The 17843-nt window shown below is 68.3% G+C and carries 13 protein-coding genes; 6 read left to right on the top strand and 7 right to left on the bottom strand.

What is annotated here, in order from left to right; translation table 11 throughout:
* Positions 1–21: 21 nt before the first annotated feature.
* Positions 22–1566 (bottom strand): NAD(P)H-hydrate dehydratase, encoded by a 1545-nt coding sequence (locus J7024_RS00385; protein WP_234744706.1) that lies wholly within the window; start codon positions 1564–1566, stop codon positions 22–24.
* Positions 1567–1617: 51 nt separating this feature from the next.
* The gene (locus J7024_RS00390; protein ID WP_175761360.1) at positions 1618–2919 is read right to left on the bottom strand and encodes an FAD-dependent oxidoreductase; all 1302 of its coding nucleotides are present in this window, start codon (positions 2917–2919) and stop codon (positions 1618–1620) included.
* A gap of 328 nt (positions 2920–3247) precedes the next feature.
* On the opposite strand from J7024_RS00390, the gene purL reads away from it, so the two are divergent.
* Both purL and J7024_RS00400 read left to right on the top strand, forming a co-directional pair.
* Positions 3248–7312, top strand: a complete 4065-nt coding sequence (gene purL, locus J7024_RS00395) for a phosphoribosylformylglycinamidine synthase (protein WP_234744707.1) — start codon at positions 3248–3250, stop codon at positions 7310–7312.
* Positions 7312–7854, top strand: coding sequence for a GNAT family N-acetyltransferase (locus J7024_RS00400; protein ID WP_175858583.1), 543 nt, complete (start codon positions 7312–7314; stop codon positions 7852–7854). Before purL ends, J7024_RS00400 begins: the two co-directional genes overlap by 1 nt.
* A gap of 158 nt (positions 7855–8012) precedes the next feature.
* On the opposite strand, the gene J7024_RS00405 is transcribed toward J7024_RS00400, so the two are convergent.
* The 5 genes from J7024_RS00405 to J7024_RS00425 form a co-directional block, all read right to left on the bottom strand.
* Complete coding sequence (locus J7024_RS00405) at positions 8013–8795, bottom strand: peptidylprolyl isomerase (protein WP_234744708.1); 783 nt, start codon at positions 8793–8795, stop codon at positions 8013–8015.
* An 18-nt stretch (positions 8796–8813) separates the two neighbouring features.
* A complete protein-coding gene (locus tag J7024_RS00410) occupies positions 8814–9122 on the bottom strand; it encodes a BolA family protein (RefSeq protein WP_124828442.1) in 309 nt (102 codons plus the stop codon).
* Between the two features lies 1 nt (position 9123).
* Entirely contained in the window at positions 9124–9654 is a 531-nt protein-coding gene (locus J7024_RS00415; RefSeq protein ID WP_006753406.1) for a septation protein A, read from the bottom strand.
* Positions 9655–9777: 123 nt separating this feature from the next.
* Positions 9778–10209 (bottom strand): peptide-methionine (R)-S-oxide reductase MsrB, encoded by a 432-nt coding sequence (msrB, locus tag J7024_RS00420; RefSeq protein WP_059529717.1) that lies wholly within the window; start codon positions 10207–10209, stop codon positions 9778–9780.
* A gap of 38 nt (positions 10210–10247) precedes the next feature.
* Positions 10248–11816, bottom strand: a complete 1569-nt coding sequence (locus J7024_RS00425) for a protein adenylyltransferase SelO (RefSeq protein ID WP_124828443.1) — start codon at positions 11814–11816, stop codon at positions 10248–10250.
* A 164-nt stretch (positions 11817–11980) separates the two neighbouring features.
* Between J7024_RS00425 and J7024_RS00430 the strand changes: the two genes are divergently transcribed.
* The 4 genes from J7024_RS00430 (at position 11981) to J7024_RS00445 (ending at position 17790) form a co-directional block, all read left to right on the top strand.
* Complete coding sequence (locus tag J7024_RS00430) at positions 11981–13624, top strand: 3-(methylthio)propionyl-CoA ligase (RefSeq protein ID WP_124828444.1); 1644 nt, start codon at positions 11981–11983, stop codon at positions 13622–13624.
* Positions 13625–13809: 185 nt separating this feature from the next.
* Positions 13810–15894: a 3-hydroxyacyl-CoA dehydrogenase NAD-binding domain-containing protein gene (locus J7024_RS00435; RefSeq protein ID WP_175751229.1), complete on the top strand. Its 2085-nt coding sequence runs from the start codon at positions 13810–13812 to the stop codon at positions 15892–15894.
* Between the two features lie 44 nt (positions 15895–15938).
* Positions 15939–16571 carry a bifunctional nicotinamidase/pyrazinamidase gene (pncA, locus tag J7024_RS00440; RefSeq protein WP_124828446.1) on the top strand — a complete coding sequence of 211 codons (633 nt, stop codon included), beginning with the start codon at positions 15939–15941 and terminating at the stop codon, positions 16569–16571.
* Positions 16572–16611: 40 nt separating this feature from the next.
* Positions 16612–17790 (top strand): acetyl-CoA C-acyltransferase, encoded by a 1179-nt coding sequence (locus tag J7024_RS00445; protein ID WP_124828447.1) that lies wholly within the window; start codon positions 16612–16614, stop codon positions 17788–17790.
* Positions 17791–17843: the final 53 nt, after the last annotated feature.

A 17843-nucleotide genomic window follows, 5' to 3' on the forward strand; every position in this document is an offset into this window, starting at 1 on the left:
GGGGCACTCAGTATAGCGGCGTTATATGTCGGCGCACGGCGACGGGTAAAAAAGGCGATTGATCAGCGTGCGCACCATCGGTGCGAGCTCGCCCGCGGCGAGGCCGGCCGGCCCCGTGCCGTTCGCAGTGAGCGTGTCCGCTGCGAGGCCGTGCAGATAGACGCCTGCCAGCGCGGCTTCGTACGGCGCGACGCGCTGCGCGAGCAGCGCGCCGACCAGGCCGCCCAGCCCCTCCCCCGTCCCGCCGGTGGCGAGCGCCGCTTGCCGGTCCGGTTGATCGTGACGCGATCGTCGGGCGCCGCAACCACCGTGCCCGAACGGCCTCAGCACGACGATGCTGGCGTAGCGCGCGGCGAGCGCCTGCGCCGCGGCCAGCCGGTCGTGCTGCACGGTCGCGGTGTCGGTGCCGAGCAGCCGGGCCGCTTCGAGCGGATGCGGCGTCAGCACGCATGCGTTGCCGCGCGCACCGCGTGCGGCAACGGCCGCCGCGAGGTCGGCGTGGGTCGCGACGAGGGTCAGCGCGTCGGCGTCGAGCAGCGCGGCAGCATCGTGCGCGAGCGCGTCGCGCACGAGCGTCGCTGCGGCCTCGCGTGTGCCGAGGCCGCAGCCCGCCGCGATCGCGGACATTGCAGCGAGGTCGAGGCCGTCGGCCGGATGCAGCATCAGTTCGGGAAACGGCGGATCGTACGGCGGCGCGCCGGCGCCCAGGAAGCCGACATGCACCTTGCCGGCGCCGGCGAACAGCGCGGCACGCGCGGCGAGGATCGGCGCGCCGCACATTCCCGTATCGCCGCCGAGCACCGCGAGGCTGCCGAACGTGCCCTTGTGCGATGCGAACGCGCGTGCGGGCAGCGCGGCGGCGAACCGCGCAGGCGCATTCAGCACGACGGCCGGCACGGCGGGGGGCGCGACGTCGAGCGATGCGATCTCGATCTCGCCGGCGAAGTCGCGGCCGTCGCCCGTGTAAAGACCCGGCTTCGCGCCGATGAAGGTCAGCGTATGCGTGGCGGCGACCGCGACGCCCGCACCGACGATTCGGCCCGTGTCGCTGTCGAGCCCGCTCGGCACGTCCAGCGCGAGCACGCGGCCGCCGCTTCGCGCGTGCGCGGCGATGCGCGCGGCCTGCGCGGCGAACGGGCCTTCGAGCGCACGGCCGAGGCCGATCCCGAACAGGCCGTCGACGACCCATGCGTAATCGTCGAGCGACGCGGGCGGTTCGCTCGACAGCGGCACGCCGGCCGCGCGAGCGAGGCCGAGCGCCCATTGCGCATCGTCCGGTTTGACCGGCACGGGCATCCACGCCTGCGTCGCGACGCCGAGCTGCTGCAGTTGCGCGGCGGCCACCAGCGCGTCACCGCCATTGTTGCCCGGGCCGACTGCGAACCAGACAGGGCGCTCGTCGCCGGCGACCCGTTCGGACAGCCAGCGCGCGGTGGCGGCGCCGGCGCGGCCCATCAGCGTGTGGGGCGGCAGCTCGGCGGTCGCGGCGGCCTCGACCGCACGCAGGTCGGCGACGCGCAGCAGCGCGATCGGAGTGGAATCGGGAAGCGGGCGGGCAAGGGTCATCGCGGGATCGTGACGGCAGGGAGGATGCCGCCCGGGACGGGCCCGCGGCGGTCAGGTCGTGAAGCGGGCGGCGCTCAGCGCGGCGAGCGTGTCGGCAGGCCACTGCTGCGTGTCGCCGCCCAGGCAGTCGGTCACCACTTTAGCAGACCCGCACGCGAGCGCCCAACCGGCCGGGCCGTGGCCGAAATTGACGAAGACGCGCGGATGCGGGGTCGGACCGACGACCGGCAGGCCGTCCGGCGACAGCAATTGCATGCCTTGCCACGACAGCGCGGCGGAGATTTTCGCGGCGCCCGGCACCCAGTCGTGCACGGCCTGGCCGAGCAGCGCGAGTGCCGCCTCGGACAAAGGCTCGGGCAGCGGTTTCGCGGTGTCGGCGAGGCTCTGCAGGACGGCGCCGCCGCCGATGCGCAACCGCTGATGCGTGCGCGTGATCGAGATTCGCTTGATCGAATCCACGATGCTCAGGTGCGGCGCGTGTTCTTCGTAGGTGACGGGCGCGGTCAGCGTATGCGCGCGGATCGGATGCAGCGGCAGTCGCCAGCCGAGCCGCTCGAGCAGCGCCGGGCTGCCGGCGCCGGCGGCGATCACGACCGCGTCGGCCGAAATCACGTCGACTTCGCGCGCGTTCGTCGCGTGCCGGCCGCCCGGCGGCGCGAGTTCGACCGCGGCGCGGCCGGTGTCCACGCGAATCGCGGCGACCTCCGCGCCGAAGCGGAACTGTACGCCGTGCTCGTCGAGCGCCTGCTTGACCAGTTTCGCGAACAGCGGGCAGTTGCCGGTGCGTTCGGTCTCGAGCAGCACGCCGCCGGCGAAGCCGGGTTCGGCCGGCACCGACGGCTCGAGCGCCGCGCATTCGTCGGCGGTGAGCACGCGGTACGGCTGGTCGAGCGTGCGCAGCAGGTCGAGCGCTGGCTGCAGGGCCTCCCAGTCGCGCGGGTCGCGCACGACGTGCAGAATGCCGGGTTTCTGCTCGAATTCGAGCTGGAAGCGCGTTTCGATGTCGGCGAGGCTCTCGCGCGATGCGTCGATCAACGGGCGCAGCCGCGCGTACTGCGCGGCGAACGCGTCGGGCTCGCGCAGCGCGCCGAGTTCCTTGACGAAGCGGCGCACGCCGCTGTTGAAGCCCGGCTTGTAGACGATGCCGCTGTCGCGCGGCTGGCGCTGGCGCATGAAGGTCGGGCCGAACCAGACGTCGAGCGGGCTCGGCAGCAGCGTGCCGCCGTCACCGTAGGTCGCGCCTTGCGCGACGGTCGCGTGGCGTTCGACCACGCACACGCGATGGCCGGCCGCGCGTAGCTGGTGGGCGGTGGCGACGCCGCTGATTCCGCCGCCGATGACGATGACATCCATGGATTGCTTCGATGACGGGCAGCGCACACGCCGCCCGGTGAGAATTCGCTGACGGGCCCCGGCCCGGTGAACCGGGAATGATAGCGCCAAAATCGCGGGAAACGGCGCCACGCGAGCCTATCCGGTTTCGCCATCGCGCGGCCGCCGGCTGCCGCGGCCGCGTGCTGCGGTCTGGCGCCCGTCCCGCGCCGGACAGGCGGGCGCACCGTTGGGGTGCATGACGGGTGCCGATCAGCCGGTCTGGGACGACCGACTTCCGGGTATAATTACGGCCTTCCTTTCGCCCCACGTCGCCACCTCGCGCGACTCATCGACGTCAGTCCAGCCCATGGCTCACTTCTCGTGTTTTCCCGGCGCTTCGGCCCTCTCCGATTTCCGTCAAACCCGTCTGCTCGACACGCTCAGGCAAATCGATGCCAACATCGTCGCGGTGCGCGGTCAGTTCCTGCACTTCGTCAATGCGGTCGAGCCGCTGTCGGCGGACGACAGCGCCCGCATCGACGCACTGATGCACTACGGCGCGCCGTTCGAGCCGGCGACCGAGAAGGGCACGGCCGAGACCTTCGTCGTGCTGCCGCGCTTCGGCACGGTTTCGCCGTGGGCGAGCAAGGCGACCGACATCGCGCAGCACTGCGGTCTCACGCAGGTGCGCCGCATCGAGCGCGGCGTCGAGTTCACGGTCACGCTGAAGTCGGGCCTGCTCGGCGGCAAGAAGGCGCTGTCCGACGACGCGCGCGCGGCCGTGGCCGCAGCCCTGCATGACCGAATGACCGAAAGCGTGGTCGCCGCGCGCGACGACGCAAAGCACCTGTTCGACGAGCTGCCGGCCAAGCCGCTCGCGACCGTCGACGTGCTGGGCGTCGGCCGCAGTGCGCTCGAGCACGCGAACGTCGAGCTGGGCCTCGCGCTCGCCGACGACGAGATCGATTACCTGGTCGACGCGTTCCGCAAGCTCGAACGCAACCCGACCGACGTCGAACTGATGATGTTCGCGCAGGCGAACAGCGAGCACTGCCGCCACAAGATCTTCAACGCGCAGTGGACGATCGACGGCGAAGCGCAGGACATGTCGCTGTTCGCGATGATCCGCAACACCGAGAAGCTGAGCCCGCAGGGCACGATCGTCGCGTATTCGGACAACTCGTCGATCATGGTCGGCGCCGAGGCCGAGCGCTGGTTCCCGCGCAACGCGGGCGCGGCCGGCGAGCCGGGTGAGCGCTATGGCCGCCACACCGAGCTCACGCACACGCTGATGAAGGTCGAGACGCACAACCACCCGACGGCGATCTCGCCGTTCCCGGGTGCGGCGACCGGCGCGGGCGGCGAGATCCGCGACGAAGGCGCGACGGGCCGCGGCGCGCGCCCGAAGGCCGGCCTCACGGGTTTCACGGTGTCGAACCTCGACCTGCCGGGCGCGCGCCAGTCGTGGGAAAACGCGCGCGACGCCGCGCAGCCGGTCGGCGAGCGCAACCCGAACGATGCGCACGGCCCGTATGGCCGCCCGGATCGCATCGCGTCGCCGCTGCAGATCATGATCGACGGCCCGCTCGGCGGCGCCGCGTTCAACAACGAATTCGGCCGCCCGAACCTCGGCGGCTACTTCCGCGTGTATGAGCAGAACGTCAACGGCCAGGTGCGCGGCTATCACAAGCCGATCATGATCGCGGGCGGCCTCGGCAACATCGCGGATCAACACACGCACAAGCACGACGTGCCGGCCGGCTCCTTGCTGATCCAGATCGGCGGCCCCGGCATGCGGATCGGCATGGGCGGCGGCGCGGCGAGCTCGATGGCAACCGGCGCGAACACGGCCGAGCTCGACTTCGACTCGGTGCAGCGTGGCAACCCGGAAATCGAGCGTCGCGCACAGGAAGTGATCAACGGCTGCTGGCAGCTTGGCGCGGAAAACCCGATCCTGAGCATCCATGACGTCGGCGCGGGCGGCCTGTCGAACGCATTCCCCGAGATCGTCGACGGCGCGGGCAAGGGCGCACGCTTCGAGCTGCGCAAGGTCGCGCTCGAGGAGTCGGGCCTGTCGCCGCGCGAAATCTGGTCGAACGAAGCGCAGGAGCGCTATGTGCTGGCGATCGCGCCGGCCGACCTGCCGCGCTTCGAAGCGATCTGCGCACGCGAGCGCTGCCCGTTCGCGGTGGTCGGCGTGGCGACCGACGAACGCCAGCTACAGCTCGTCGACGACGAAGCGACGGGCGCCGACGAATTTCCGGTCGACATGCCGATGGAAGTGCTGCTCGGCAAGCCGCCGCGCATGCACCGCGACGTCGCGCGCGTGCGCACCGAGCGTGTGCCGGTCGACGTGACGGGCATCGCGCTGTCGGAAGTCGCGGTCGACGTGCTGAAGCACCCGACGGTCGGCAGCAAGTCGTTCCTGATCACGATCGGCGACCGCTCGGTCGGCGGCACGTCGGTGCGCGACCAGATGGTCGGCCCGTGGCAGGTGCCGGTGGCCGACTGCGCGGTGACCGCGCTCGACTACGCCGGTTTCAAGGGCGAGGCGATGACGATGGCCGAGCGCACGCCGCTCGCCGTGATCGACGCGCCGGCATCGGGCCGCATGGCCGTCGGCGAAGCAATCACGAACATCGCGAGCGCGCCCATCGCGTCGCTCGACAAGCTGAAGCTGTCGGCGAACTGGATGGCCGCCTGCGGTACGGCCGGCGAGGACGCCGCGCTGTTCGACACCGTCAAGGCGATCGGCATGGAGCTGTGCCCGGCGCTCGGGATCGGCATCCCGGTCGGCAAGGACTCGTTGTCGATGAAGACCAAGTGGGACGACCAGGGCGTCGCGAAGGAAGTGGTGTCGCCGGTGTCGCTGATCATCTCCGCATTCGCGCCGGTCGAGGACGTGCGCCGGCACCTGACGCCGCAACTGCGTCGCATCGCCGACGCAGGCGACAGCGTGCTGATCGCGATCGATCTCGGCCGCGGCAAGAACCGGATGGGCGGCAGCATCTTCGCGCAGGTCACGCAGCAGGTCGGTGACGCGACGCCGGACGTCGACGATCCGGAAGACCTGAAGCGCTTCTTCAACGCGATCCAGTCGCTCAATACGCATGACAAGCTGCTCGCTTACCACGACCGCTCGGACGGCGGCCTGTGGGCGACGGTGTGCGAAATGGCGTTCGCGGGCCACGCGGGCGTGTCGCTGAACGTCGACATGCTGACGCTCGACCCGAATCACGAATCCGACTACGGCGACGCGAAGGACTGGGCGAAGCAGACGAGCGGCCGTCGCGAAGATCGCACGCTGCGCGCGCTGTTCTCCGAAGAGCTCGGCGCCGTCGTGCAGGTGCGCGCGGCCGATCGCGACGCGGTGCTCGGCGCGCTGCGCGAGTTCGGCCTGTCGGCGTGCTCGCATGTGATCGGCACGGTCAACGATCGCGACGTGATCGAGGTGTATCGCGACGCGAAGAAGGTCTTCGGCGCGCCGCGCGCCGAACTCCATCGCGCATGGGGCGAAGTGAGCTGGCGCATCGCGCGCCTGCGCGACAACCCGGCCTGTGCGGATGCGGAATACGATGCGCTGCTCGACGCAGCCGACCCGGGCATCTCGCCGGTGCTGACGTTCGATCCGGCCGATGACATCGCCGCGCCGTTCATCGCGACGGGCGCACGTCCGCGCGTCGCGATCCTGCGCGAGCAGGGCGTGAACTCGCATCTCGAAACGGCGTACGCGTTCGACCGCGCGGGCTTCGACGCACACGACGTGCACATGAGTGACCTGCTCGCGGGGCGCGCGACGCTCGCCGATTTCGCGGGCGCGGTGGCATGCGGCGGTTTCTCGTACGGTGACGTGCTGGGCGCAGGCGAAGGCTGGGCGAAGACGATCCGCTTCAACGCGAACCTCGCCGACATGTTCTCGGCGTTCTTCGCCCGCCCCGATACGTTCGCGCTCGGCATCTGCAACGGTTGCCAGATGCTGTCGAGTCTTGCGTCGATGATTCCCGGCGCAGAAGCATGGCCGAAGTTCACGCGCAACAAGTCCGAGCAGTTCGAGGCGCGCTTCTCGTTCGTCGAGGTCGAGAAGTCGCCGTCGATCTTCTTTGCGGGGATGGAAGGCTCGCGCATTCCGGTGGCGGTCGCGCACGGCGAAGGCTATGCGGACTTCTCGCAGCAGGGCGACATCGATCGCGTCGCGGTCGCGATGCGTTACGTCGACCACCGCGGCGAAGCGACCGAACGCTATCCGTTCAACCCGAACGGGTCGCCGGCCGGCATCACGTCGGTCACGACGGCCGATGGCCGCTTCTCGGTGCTGATGCCGCACATGGAGCGCGTACACCGCACGGTCACGATGAGCTGGCATCCGGAAGGCTGGGGCGAAGCGAGCCCGTGGCTGCGCGTGTTCCGCAACGCACGCCGCTGGATCGGCTGATGTTCGATCCGCACGCACCGGTCGAGATCGTCACGCTGCGCGACGAACGCGCGAGCGATGTCGGTGCGATCGGCCGTGTGATCGTGGCGGCGTTTGCGGATGAACCGCAGCAGGGGCAGTTCGAGCGGCGGATCGTCGACGCGCTGCGTGCGGAAGGTGCGCTCAGCGTGTCGCTCGTCGCGGAGCGCGACGAGCGCGTGATCGGCCACGTCGCGTTCTCGCCGGTCTCGATCGGAGGTGCGCAGGCCGCCAGTCAGCAGTGGTACGGGCTCGCGCCGCTCGCGGTGCGGCCCGATTGCTGGCGGCAGAGCGTCGGCGCGGGGCTCGTGCGCACGGGGCTCGACGCGTTGCGCAGGCTCGGCGCGCGCGGCTGTGTGGTGCTCGGCGATCCCGCTTACTACGCGCGCTTCGGCTTCGCGCCGTTCGACGGTCTCGAGTTTGCGCACGCGCTGCCCGGGCATTTCCTTGCGCTGTCGTTCGATGAAACCGCGCCGCGGCCGTCGGGCGACGTCCGCTATCACGGCGCATTCCAGCCGGCGTAACAACCCGGTGCGCTGGCGCACGTGATTGCCCCATCCCGACAGAAAGGCCGCTTCGAGCGGCCTTTTTCTTCGCACGGCCTTCGCGGCAATGCGTAGCAAGCGCGCATGAAAAAAGGCCACTCGATGAGTGGCCTTTGCGTGGGCGATCGTCGCCGGCGTTACTGGATCTTTGCCTGCTGGCGCAGGTTTTCCTCGAATGCCTGCAGCTTTTGCTGCACGAGCTGCTGCGCGATCTGCGCCTTCACCTGGTCGAACGGCGGCGGTGCGACGTCGCGGATGTCGTCGACACGGATGATGTGCCAGCCGAACTGCGTCTTCACCGGCTCGTCGGTCATCTGGCCTTTCTGCAGCTTCTGCGCAGCCGCTGCGAATTCCGGCACGTACGCCTTCGGATCGGACCAGTCGAGGTCGCCGCCGTTCTTGCCCGAACCCGGATCCTTCGAGTACTGCTTCGCCAGGTCTTCGAACTTCGCGCCGGCCTTGATCTTCGCGATCAGATCCTTCGCCTGCTGCTCGCTGTCGACGAGGATGTGGTGCAGGTGGTATTCGCGGTTGCCGCCGGCGGTCTTCACGAGATCGTCGTAACGTGCCTTCACCTCGGCGTTGGTCGGCTGGTTCTTCTTCAGGAAGGTCTCGATCATCGAGCGCAGCACGACCGTCTGCTGTGCGACGGCGATCTGCGCCTTCACGTCCGGGCGGCTCGGGATGCCTTCGCGGATTGCTTCCTGCATCAGGATTTCGCGGTTCACGAGTTCCTGGCGCACGGCCTGCTGCAGTTGCGGGCTGTCGGTCTGGCCTTGCTGGACGAGCTGCGCGACCATTGCATCGGCGCGCGACTTCGGAATCGGCGTGCCGTTGACGACGGCGATGTTCTGGGCAAATGCAGGTGCCGCTGCAAAGGCAGCCGCCGCGACCCACAGGCGGGGGGATTTCAGGATCATCGGGAATTCCTAATGAGACTAGATTGAAGATTCGTTGAATTCTTCGGGCGTGTAAGCCACGATCGCGAGCGCGTGAATGCCGCGCTGCATCGCATCAGCGAGCGCATCATACACCAGCCGGTGCCGTGCGACGCGTGGTTTGCCGGCGAAGGCGGCCGACACGATCGTTACCGTGTAATGGCCGCCGGCGGCGGCGCCGGCATGGCCCGCGTGCTGTGCGCTGTCGTCGCGTACCGTGAGCGACTGCGGCGCGAGCGATGCGGTGAGACGCGCCTCGATCAGCGCGATGCGTTCGTCGGGCGATGCGTGGAGAAAGGTGTCGCTCATGTTACTCGTCCTTCAGGTACTTCGTGAGCCACAGGCTCTGCAGGATGATGAACACGACCATTGCGCCCGTCGTGCCGAACAGCTTGAAGTTCACCCACTGCGATTCGGTGTAGTTGTGCACCACGTACAGGTTCGCGACGCCGAGCACTGCGAAGAACAGCGCCCACGCGACGTTCAGCTTGTCCCACACGGGATGCGGCAGCGTGAGCTGCTTGCCCATCATCTTCTCGATCAGGTTGTTGCCGAACGCATAGCGCGCGGCGAGCAGCCCGATCGCAAACAGCCAGTACAGCACAGTCGGTTTCCATTGAATGAATTTTTCGTCATGCAGGACGAGGGTGGCGCCGCCGAACACGACGATCACGCCGAGGCTGACCCACAGCATCGTGTCGACCTTCCGGTGCCGGAAGGCGACCCAGGCGACCTGGGCCAGCGTCGCGACGATCGCGACGGCGGTGGCGGTGAAGATGCCCCAGACCTTGAAGGCGGCGAAAAACAGGATGATCGGAAACAGATCGAACAGGAATTTCATGGCGCTCGCAGCTGCGTGAAAGGTCGCATCGCGCGGCCTTTCACCGTTGTAGGGACCCGCCAGGCGCCACCGTCGCGGACCGCGGCAGCCGGGGAGGCTGCCGTCGGATCCGTCCGGCGCCGCTCATTCGTTTTCGGGTCGGGACTCGAAGTTTAACGCAGCCGAATTGATGCAGTACCGCAAACCGGTCTTGTCTCGCGGGCCGTCCTCGAACACGTGGCCGAGATGCGCGCCGCAATGGTTGCAGCGGACCTCGACGCGCACCATCCCGTGCGAGCGGTCGATCTTCTCGTCGATCACTTCGCCATTCAGCGGCTTGAAGTAGCTGGGCCAGCCGCAGCCCGAATGGAATTTGGCGCCGGATTCGAACAGCGGGGTGCTGCAGACGACGCATTTGTAGATGCCGGCATCTTCCGTGTCGGTGTATTCGCCGGTGAACGCGCGCTCGGTCGCCGCGTGCTGCGTCACTTCATACTGCATCGGCGTGAGGCGGCGGCGCAGTTCGGCGTCGTCCTTCTGGTACGGGAAAGTCTTGTCGTCGGAATCGTGTGACATGTGGGGGTTCTCCTGATCGGTCGGTCGGGGCGTGCGGGTCACGACGAGCAGCTCACTTCGAGCGACCCGGCCCAGTCGGGCGGCAATGCCGCATATGCTTCATGTTCCGGTTGTTCGTCGAACGGGCGGCGCAGCACCTGTGCGAGTCGCTCGACTTCGGAAAAATCCTTCTCCTTCGCGCGCCGGATCGCGACTTCGGCCAGATGGTTGCGCAACACGTATTTCGGGTTCACGCGGTTCATCGCGGCGGCACGCGCCGCGTCGTCGCGCGTTTCGTCGGACAGCCGCGCGCGGTAGAGGTTCGCCCATGCATCGAATGCGTCGCGATCGATGAACAGGTCGCGCACCGGCGCGTCGCGGCTCGCGTCGTGCTTCGACAACTGCGCGAGCCGTCGGAACGTCAGCGTGAAGTCCGCGTGGCTCGCGTGCATCGTTTCGAGCAGCTTGTTGGCGAGCTCCGCGTCGTTCTCGCGTTCGAGCTCGAGGCCGAGCTTCGCGCGCATCAGGCGCTCGAGCGCGGGGCCGAAGCGCTCCGGAAACTTCGCGAGCACGGCCTGCGCGTCTTCCACCGCACGCTCGGCGCGCGCATCGTCGTCGGCGATGCCGTGCTGCAGCCCGATCAGCGGCAGCAGCGCCTGCGCGAGGCAATAGCAGTTCCAGTGCGCGATGCGCGGCTGCATCCGGTACGCATACCGGCCACTCGTGTCGGAGTGGTTGCAGATGTGATTCGCGTCGAACGCGTCGACGAACCCGAACGGGCCGTAGTCGATCGTCACGCCGAGGATCGACATGTTGTCCGTGTTCATCACGCCGTGGCAGAAGCCGACCGCCTGCCATTGCGCGACGACATCGGCCGTGCGGAACATCGCGGCTTCGAGCAGCGCGAGGTACGGATCGTCGGCCTCGCGGCACGCGGGATAAAAGCGGTCGATCACATGGTCGGCGAGCTGGCGAAGCAGGTCGGGGCGATCGTTCGAGAAGAAGTGCTCGAAGTGACCGAAGCGCACGAAGCTCTCCGATACGCGCGTGACGACCGCCGACGTCTCGATTTCCTCGCGTACCACCGGCTGATCGGAGCCGATCACCGTGAGCGCGCGCGTGGTCGGAATGCCGAGATGATGCATCGCTTCGGAACACAGGAATTCTCGGATCGACGAGCGCAGTACCGCGCGGCCGTCGCCCATGCGCGAGTACGGCGTGCGGCCGCCGCCCTTGAGCTGCAGTTCGTAGCGCCGGCCGTCGGGGCCGGGAAGTTCGCCGATCGTCAGTGCGCGGCCGTCGCCGAGCTGGCCGGCCCATACGCCGAACTGGTGACCGGAATACACCGACGCATACGGTATCGCGTTCGCGGGCCAGTCGCGTGTCGGGTTGCCGGCGAACAGATCGGCGAAGCCGGGCTGCGCGACGATCGATGCCGGCAGGCCGAGCAGTTGCGCGACTTCGTCGGAAAAGCCGACGACATACGGCGCGGGCAGCGGCGCGGCCGGCAGCCGTGTATGAAACGCATCGCCGAGCGTGACGAACGCGCCTTCGGCGGGCGCGCCGAGCGTGGCGGCGAGGTCGGGGAGTGTGTCAGCCGCATCGGCTGCGCTTCGGGAAAACGACATGTTGAGCGCCTCTGGGTAAGTCGATATTGTAAGGCGGCGCCGCGCCGCCCGCATGGCGGCCCGCACGCCTCGCGCGAGGCATGTGCGGGTCGTGGACAGGTGGTAATCCGGCGCACTGCTTCGAGGCTGGTCACCGATTCGCGTCCTTCCGGGAGAACAAGAAGATGGGTAAGCCGTTGCTGGGCCAGATGATGGACATGCCGTTGCTGGTGTCGTCGCTGATCGCGCATGCCGCGCGGCATGCGGGCGACACGGAGATCGTGTCGAGGCGCGTGGAAGGCGACCTGCATCGCTACACGTACCGCGATTGCGAGCAACGCGCGAAGCGGCTCGCACAGGCGCTTGCACGGCTCGGCGTCGAATCGGGCGAGCGCGTCGGCACGCTCGCGTGGAACGGCTATCGGCATCTGGAGGCCTATTACGGGATCGGCGGGATGGGCGCCGTGTGCCACACGATCAACCCGCGCCTCTTTCCCGAGCAGATCGCATACATCGTCAATCACGCGGAAGACCGCTACGTCTTCTTCGACATCAATTTCGCGCCGCTCGTCGATGCGATCGCGCCGCAGTGTCCGAACGTGAAGGGCTGGATCGCGATGACGGATGCCGCACACTTGCCGTCCGGCGCGACGCCGTACCTGTGCTATGAAACGCTCGTCGACGCCGAGGACGGCCGCTATGACTGGCCGCGCCTCGACGAACTGCAGGCGTCGGGCCTGTGCTACACGTCGGGTACGACCGGCAACCCGAAGGGCGTGCTGTATTCGCACCGCTCGACGGTGTTGCATGCATACGGCGCCGCGCTGCCCGATGCAATGAACCTGTCGGCGCTCGACGCCGTGCTGCCCGTCGTGCCGATGTTCCACGTGAACGCGTGGGGGCTGCCGTATGCGGTGCCGCTCACCGGCGGCAAGCTGGTGCTGCCCGGCAAGGATCTTGACGGCAAGTCGCTGTACGAGTTGATGGAGGCCGAGCGCGTGACGTTCTCCGCGGGCGTGCCGACCGTGTGGCTCGGGCTGCTGAACTACATGCGCGAGGCCGGCGTGCGTTTCTCGACGCTGAACCGCACGGTGATCGGCGGCTCCGCGTGCCCGCCCGCGATGCTGCGCACGTTCGAAGACGAATACGGCGTGCGCGTGATCCACGCATGGGGGATGACCGAGCTGTCGCCGCTCGGCACGCTCGCGAAACTGAACTGGGCGCAGTCGCAGCGCTCGCCCGACGCGCAGCGCAAGCTGCTGGAAAAGCAGGGCCGCGTGATTTGCGGCGTCGACATGCGGATCGTCGGCGACGACGGGCACGAACTGCCATGGGACGGCGTCGCGTTCGGCGAACTGCAGGTGCGCGGGCCGTGGGTGATCGACCACTACTTCAGGAGCGATACGTCGCCGCTGTCGGACGGCTGGTTCCCGACCGGCGACGTCGCGACGATCGACCCCGACGGCTTCCTGCAGATCACCGACCGCAGCAAGGACGTGATCAAGTCGGGCGGCGAGTGGATCAGCTCGATCGATATCGAGAATGTCGCGATCGCGCATCCGGGCGTCGCCGAAGCTGCCTGCATCGCCTGCGCGCATCCGAAATGGACCGAGCGGCCGCTGCTCGTCGTGGTGCCGCGCGAAGGCGCGAACCTGACCCGCGAGGCGCTGCTCGCGTTCTACGACGGCAAGGTGGCGAAGTGGTGGGTGCCCGACGACGTCGTGTTCGTCGAATCGCTGCCGCACACCGCGACCGGCAAGCTGCAGAAGCTCAAGCTGCGCGAGACGTTCCGCGACTACGTACTGCCGACGGCGGTCTGCGAGCCGTAAGTCCCCGTGGCCGGAGTCGGCCCGCCGCACGGTTGCCCGATCCGGCCCCCGGATCGGGAGAAATTCAAATTGAACGACCGTGCTTTTTCGTTGTATGCTGCCTCCGTTCGATCCGGACATGCGGCCGTTCGACCGGGCACAATGAAGCGCAGCCACCCCGGCGCGCGATGCATGGAGGCAGGCAGATGGCAGTGGATTACTCGACTCGCGACGGCGTGGCCGTCATCACGCTCAACAATCCGCCCGTCAACGGGCTAGGCCTGTCGACCCGGCTCGGCGTCATGGACGCGCTCGAGCGTGCCGCGCAGGATCAGTCGGTCACGGCGATCGTGCTGACCGGCGCGGGCCGCGCGTTCTCGGGCGGCGCCGACATCACCGAATTCAATACCCCGAAGGCACTGCAGGAGCCGACGCTGCACACCGTGATCCGCGCGGTGGAGGCGAGCGCGAAGCCGGTCGTCGCGGCGCTGCACAGCGTCGTGATGGGCGGCGGCCTGGAACTCGCGCTCGGTGCGCACTATCGCGTCGCGGCACCGGGGGCGCAGATCGCGCTGCCCGAAGTAAAGCTCGGGCTGCTGCCGGGCGCCGGCGGCACGCAGCGCCTGCCGCGCGCGGTGGGGCTCGAAACCGCACTGAACATGATCGTGTCGGGCGCGCCGGTGCCGTCGGAGCAACTCGCGAAGAGCGGGCTGTTCGACGAAATGGCCGACGGCGACCTGCTCGACGCGGCCGTCGCGTTCGCGCGCAAGGCCGGCGCGCAGAACGGGCCGCATCCGCGCGTGCGCGATCGCAAGATCGTCCACGAGAATGCGGCGGGCTTCATCCAGTTCGCGCGCAATTCCGCGCGCGCCGCCGCACCCAATTTCCCCGCGCCGCACAAGTGCATCGACGCGATCGAGGCGGGCGTGCTGAACGGCTTCGACAAGGGCAGCGTCGCCGAGCGCGACGGCTTCGTCGCGTTGATGATGACGCCGGAAAGCCGTGCGCTGCGGCACGCATTTTTCGGCGAACGCGCGGCGAGCAAGATTCCCGACGTGCCGTCGGATACGCCGGTGCGCGAGATTCGCCGCGTCGGCGTGATCGGTGCCGGCACGATGGGCGGCGGGATCGCGATGAACTTCGTCAACGCGGGCCTGCCCGTCACGCTGCTCGAGACGAAGCAGGACGCGCTCGATCGCGGGCTCGCTACGATCCGCAAGAACTACGACGCGCAGGTGAAGAAGGGCAAGCTCACGCAGCAGAAGCTCGACGCGCGCATGGCACTGATCGTGCCGACGCTGTCCTACGACGACCTGAAGGATGCGGACCTGATCATCGAGGCCGTGTTCGAGGAACTCGGCGTGAAGGAACAGGTGTTCGGCCGGCTCGACGCCGTGGCGAAGCCCGGCGCGATCCTCGCATCGAACACGTCGACGCTCGACGTCGACAGGATCGCCGCCTTCACGAAGCGTCCTCAGGACGTCGTCGGCATGCACTTCTTCAGCCCCGCGAACGTGATGAAGCTGCTCGAGGTCGTGCGCGGCGCGCAGACCGCGAAGGACGTGCTCGCCACCGTGATGGCGGTCGCCAAGAAGATTCGCAAGACGGCGGTGGTGTCGGGCGTGTGCGACGGCTTCATCGGCAACCGGATGGTGGAGCAGTACATTCGCCAGGCGCTCTTCATGCTGGAGGAGGGCGCGCTACCCGCGCAGGTCGATCGTGCGATCGAGAGGTTCGGTTTCGCGATGGGTCCGTTCCGGATGAGTGACCTCGCCGGCAACGACATCGGCTGGGCGATCCGCAAGCGCCGCTATGTCGAGAAACCCGATCTGCAGTACTCGAAGATCGCCGACCGTTTGTGCGAGCTGGGCCGCTTCGGCCAGAAGACGGGCGGCGGCTGGTACGACTACGTACCGGGCGAGCGCAAGGCGAAGCCGTCGGCGCTCGTCGACGAGATGGTCGTTGCGTATTCGAAGGAGCGTGGCGTCGAGCGGCGCAAGATCGGCGACGACGAGATCGTCGAGCGGCTCGTGTTCGCGCTCGTCAACGAAGGCGCGAAGATCCTCGAGGAAAAGATCGCGTCGAAGGCGTCCGACATCGACATGGTCTATCTGACCGGCTATGGCTTCCCGCTGTGGCGCGGCGGCCCGATGTTGTACGCGGACATGGTCGGCCTCTACAACGTCGAGCGCGCGATTCGCCGCTATGCGGCCGCGCCGAACGGCGACGCGTGGCAGCTTGCGCCGTCGATCGTCGAGCTGGCCAAGGCCGGGCGCGGGTTCAACGGCTGACGGCACGGCGTGACGGCACGACCGACCCAATCAGGAGAAACGCAATGAAACGCACCGACGACGTGCTGCTCGTGATCGACGTGCAATACGACTTCATGCCGGGCGGCGCGCTCGCGGTGCCGGACGGCGACGCGGTCGTGCCGGTGATCAACGCGCTCGCGCAGCGCTTCGACCAGGTCGTGCTGACGCAGGACTGGCATCCGCGCGAGCATGTGTCGTTTGCCGCGAACCATCCGGGGCGCGAGCCGTTCTCGACGCTCGCGCTGCCGTACGGCGAGCAGGTGTTGTGGCCCGTGCACTGCGTGCAGGACACCGAAGGCGCGGCGCTGCATCGCGGCCTCGACATCCCGCATGCCAGGCTCGTGATCCGCAAGGGCGGCGACGCGCAGGTCGACAGCTATTCCGCGTTCGTCGAAGCCGACCGCACGACGCGCACGGGGCTCGCCGGCTATCTGCACGAGCTCGGCGCGAAGCGCGTGTGGTGTTGCGGGCTCGCGACCGACTATTGCGTCGCGTGGTCGGCGCTCGATGCGCGCGCGGCGGGCTTCGACGCTGCGGTAATCAACGATGCGTGCCGCGCCATCGACCTGAACGGGTCGCTCGCGCACGCATGGCAACAGATGCAGGCGGCGGGCGTCGCACACGTGACGTCCGCGGGCGCGCGCCCGACGGCGTAGCGCATTCCCATCCGATTCAGCAGGACCGAAGGAGACTCGCATGACCGAAGCCGTAATCGTATCGACCGCACGCACGCCGCTCGCGAAATCGTGGCGCGGCGCGTTCAACATGACGCACGGCGCGACGCTCGGCGGCCACGTGGTTGCCGCCGCGCTCGAGCGCGCGAAGCTCGACCCCGCGCGCGTCGAGGACGTGATCATGGGCTGCGCCAATCCCGAAGGCGCGACCGGTGCGAACATCGCGCGCCAGATCGCGCTGCGCGCCGGGCTGCCGGTCAGCGTGCCGGGGATGACGGTGAACCGTTTCTGTTCGTCAGGGTTGCAGACGATCGCACTGGCCGCGCAGCGGATCATTGCGGGCGAGGGCGACGTGTATGTGGCGGGCGGCGTCGAATCGATTTCGTGCGTGCAGAACGAGATGAACCGCCACATGATCCAGGAAGGCTGGCTCGTCGAGCACAAGCCCGAGATCTACTGGAACATGCTGCAGACGGCCGAGAACGTAGCCAAGCGCTACGGAATTGCAAAGGAGCGACAGGATGCCTACGGCGTGCAGTCCCAACTGCGCGCGGCGGCCGCGCAGGAGGCCGGGCGCTTCCGCGACGAAATCGTGCCGATCACCGTGCGTGCGGGCATCGCCGACAAGGCGACGGGCCGGCTGTTCACGCAGGAAGTTACCGTGTCGGCTGACGAGGGCATTCGGCCCGACACGACGCTCGAAGGCGTGTCGAAGATCCGTTCGGCCGTGCCGGGCGGCGTAATCACCGCGGGCAATGCGAGCCAGTTCTCCGACGGCGCATCTGCGTGCGTCGTGACGAGCGCAGATGTCGCGCGGCGCGAAGGGCTGCAGCCGCTCGGCGTGTTTCGCGGCTTCGCGGTGGCCGGCTGCGAGCCGGACGAGATGGGCATCGGCCCGGTGTTCGCGGTGCCGAAGCTGCTGAAGCAAGCGGGGCTGAAGGTGGACGACATCGGCCTGTGGGAACTGAACGAAGCGTTTGCGGTGCAGGTGCTGTATTGCCGCGACACGCTCGGGATTCCTGACGAACGGCTGAACGTGAACGGCGGCGCGATCGCGGTCGGCCACCCGTACGGCGTGTCGGGCGCGCGCCTGACGGGCCACGCGCTGATCGAAGGCAAGCGACGCGGCGTGAAATACGTGGTGGTGACGATGTGCATCGGCGGTGGGCAAGGCGCGGCCGGCCTGTTCGAAATCGTCTGATCTTTGTCCGCCGGCGGTCGCGGCTTGATGGGGGAGACGCCGCGACCGCGGCG

The sequence above is a fragment of the Burkholderia sp. WTPI3 genome, from assembly GCF_021483755.1.
In the GTDB taxonomy this organism is placed as follows: domain Bacteria; phylum Pseudomonadota; class Gammaproteobacteria; order Burkholderiales; family Burkholderiaceae; genus Burkholderia.

Bases quoted from the DNA above. Each gene is read 5' to 3' on its own strand.
- J7024_RS00385 (WP_234744706.1), bottom strand. From the start codon at position 1,566: ATGACCCTTGCCCGCCCGCTTCCCGATTCCACTCCGATCGCGCTGCTG.
- J7024_RS00415 (WP_006753406.1), bottom strand. From the start codon at position 9,654: ATGAAATTCCTGTTCGATCTGTTTCCGATCATCCTGTTTTTCGCCGCC.
- J7024_RS00445 (WP_124828447.1), top strand. From the start codon at position 16,612: ATGACCGAAGCCGTAATCGTATCGACCGCACGCACGCCGCTCGCGAAA.
- J7024_RS00425 (WP_124828443.1), bottom strand. From the start codon at position 11,816: ATGTCGTTTTCCCGAAGCGCAGCCGATGCGGCTGACACACTCCCCGAC.
- J7024_RS00390 (WP_175761360.1), bottom strand. From the start codon at position 2,919: ATGGATGTCATCGTCATCGGCGGCGGAATCAGCGGCGTCGCCACCGCC.
- msrB (WP_059529717.1), bottom strand. From the start codon at position 10,209: ATGTCACACGATTCCGACGACAAGACTTTCCCGTACCAGAAGGACGAC.
- J7024_RS00430 (WP_124828444.1), top strand. From the start codon at position 11,981: ATGGGTAAGCCGTTGCTGGGCCAGATGATGGACATGCCGTTGCTGGTG.
- J7024_RS00410 (WP_124828442.1), bottom strand. From the start codon at position 9,122: ATGAGCGACACCTTTCTCCACGCATCGCCCGACGAACGCATCGCGCTG.
- purL (WP_234744707.1), top strand. From the start codon at position 3,248: ATGGCTCACTTCTCGTGTTTTCCCGGCGCTTCGGCCCTCTCCGATTTC.
- pncA (WP_124828446.1), top strand. From the start codon at position 15,939: ATGAAACGCACCGACGACGTGCTGCTCGTGATCGACGTGCAATACGAC.
- J7024_RS00405 (WP_234744708.1), bottom strand. From the start codon at position 8,795: ATGATCCTGAAATCCCCCCGCCTGTGGGTCGCGGCGGCTGCCTTTGCA.
- J7024_RS00435 (WP_175751229.1), top strand. From the start codon at position 13,810: ATGGCAGTGGATTACTCGACTCGCGACGGCGTGGCCGTCATCACGCTC.
- J7024_RS00400 (WP_175858583.1), top strand. From the start codon at position 7,312: ATGTTCGATCCGCACGCACCGGTCGAGATCGTCACGCTGCGCGACGAA.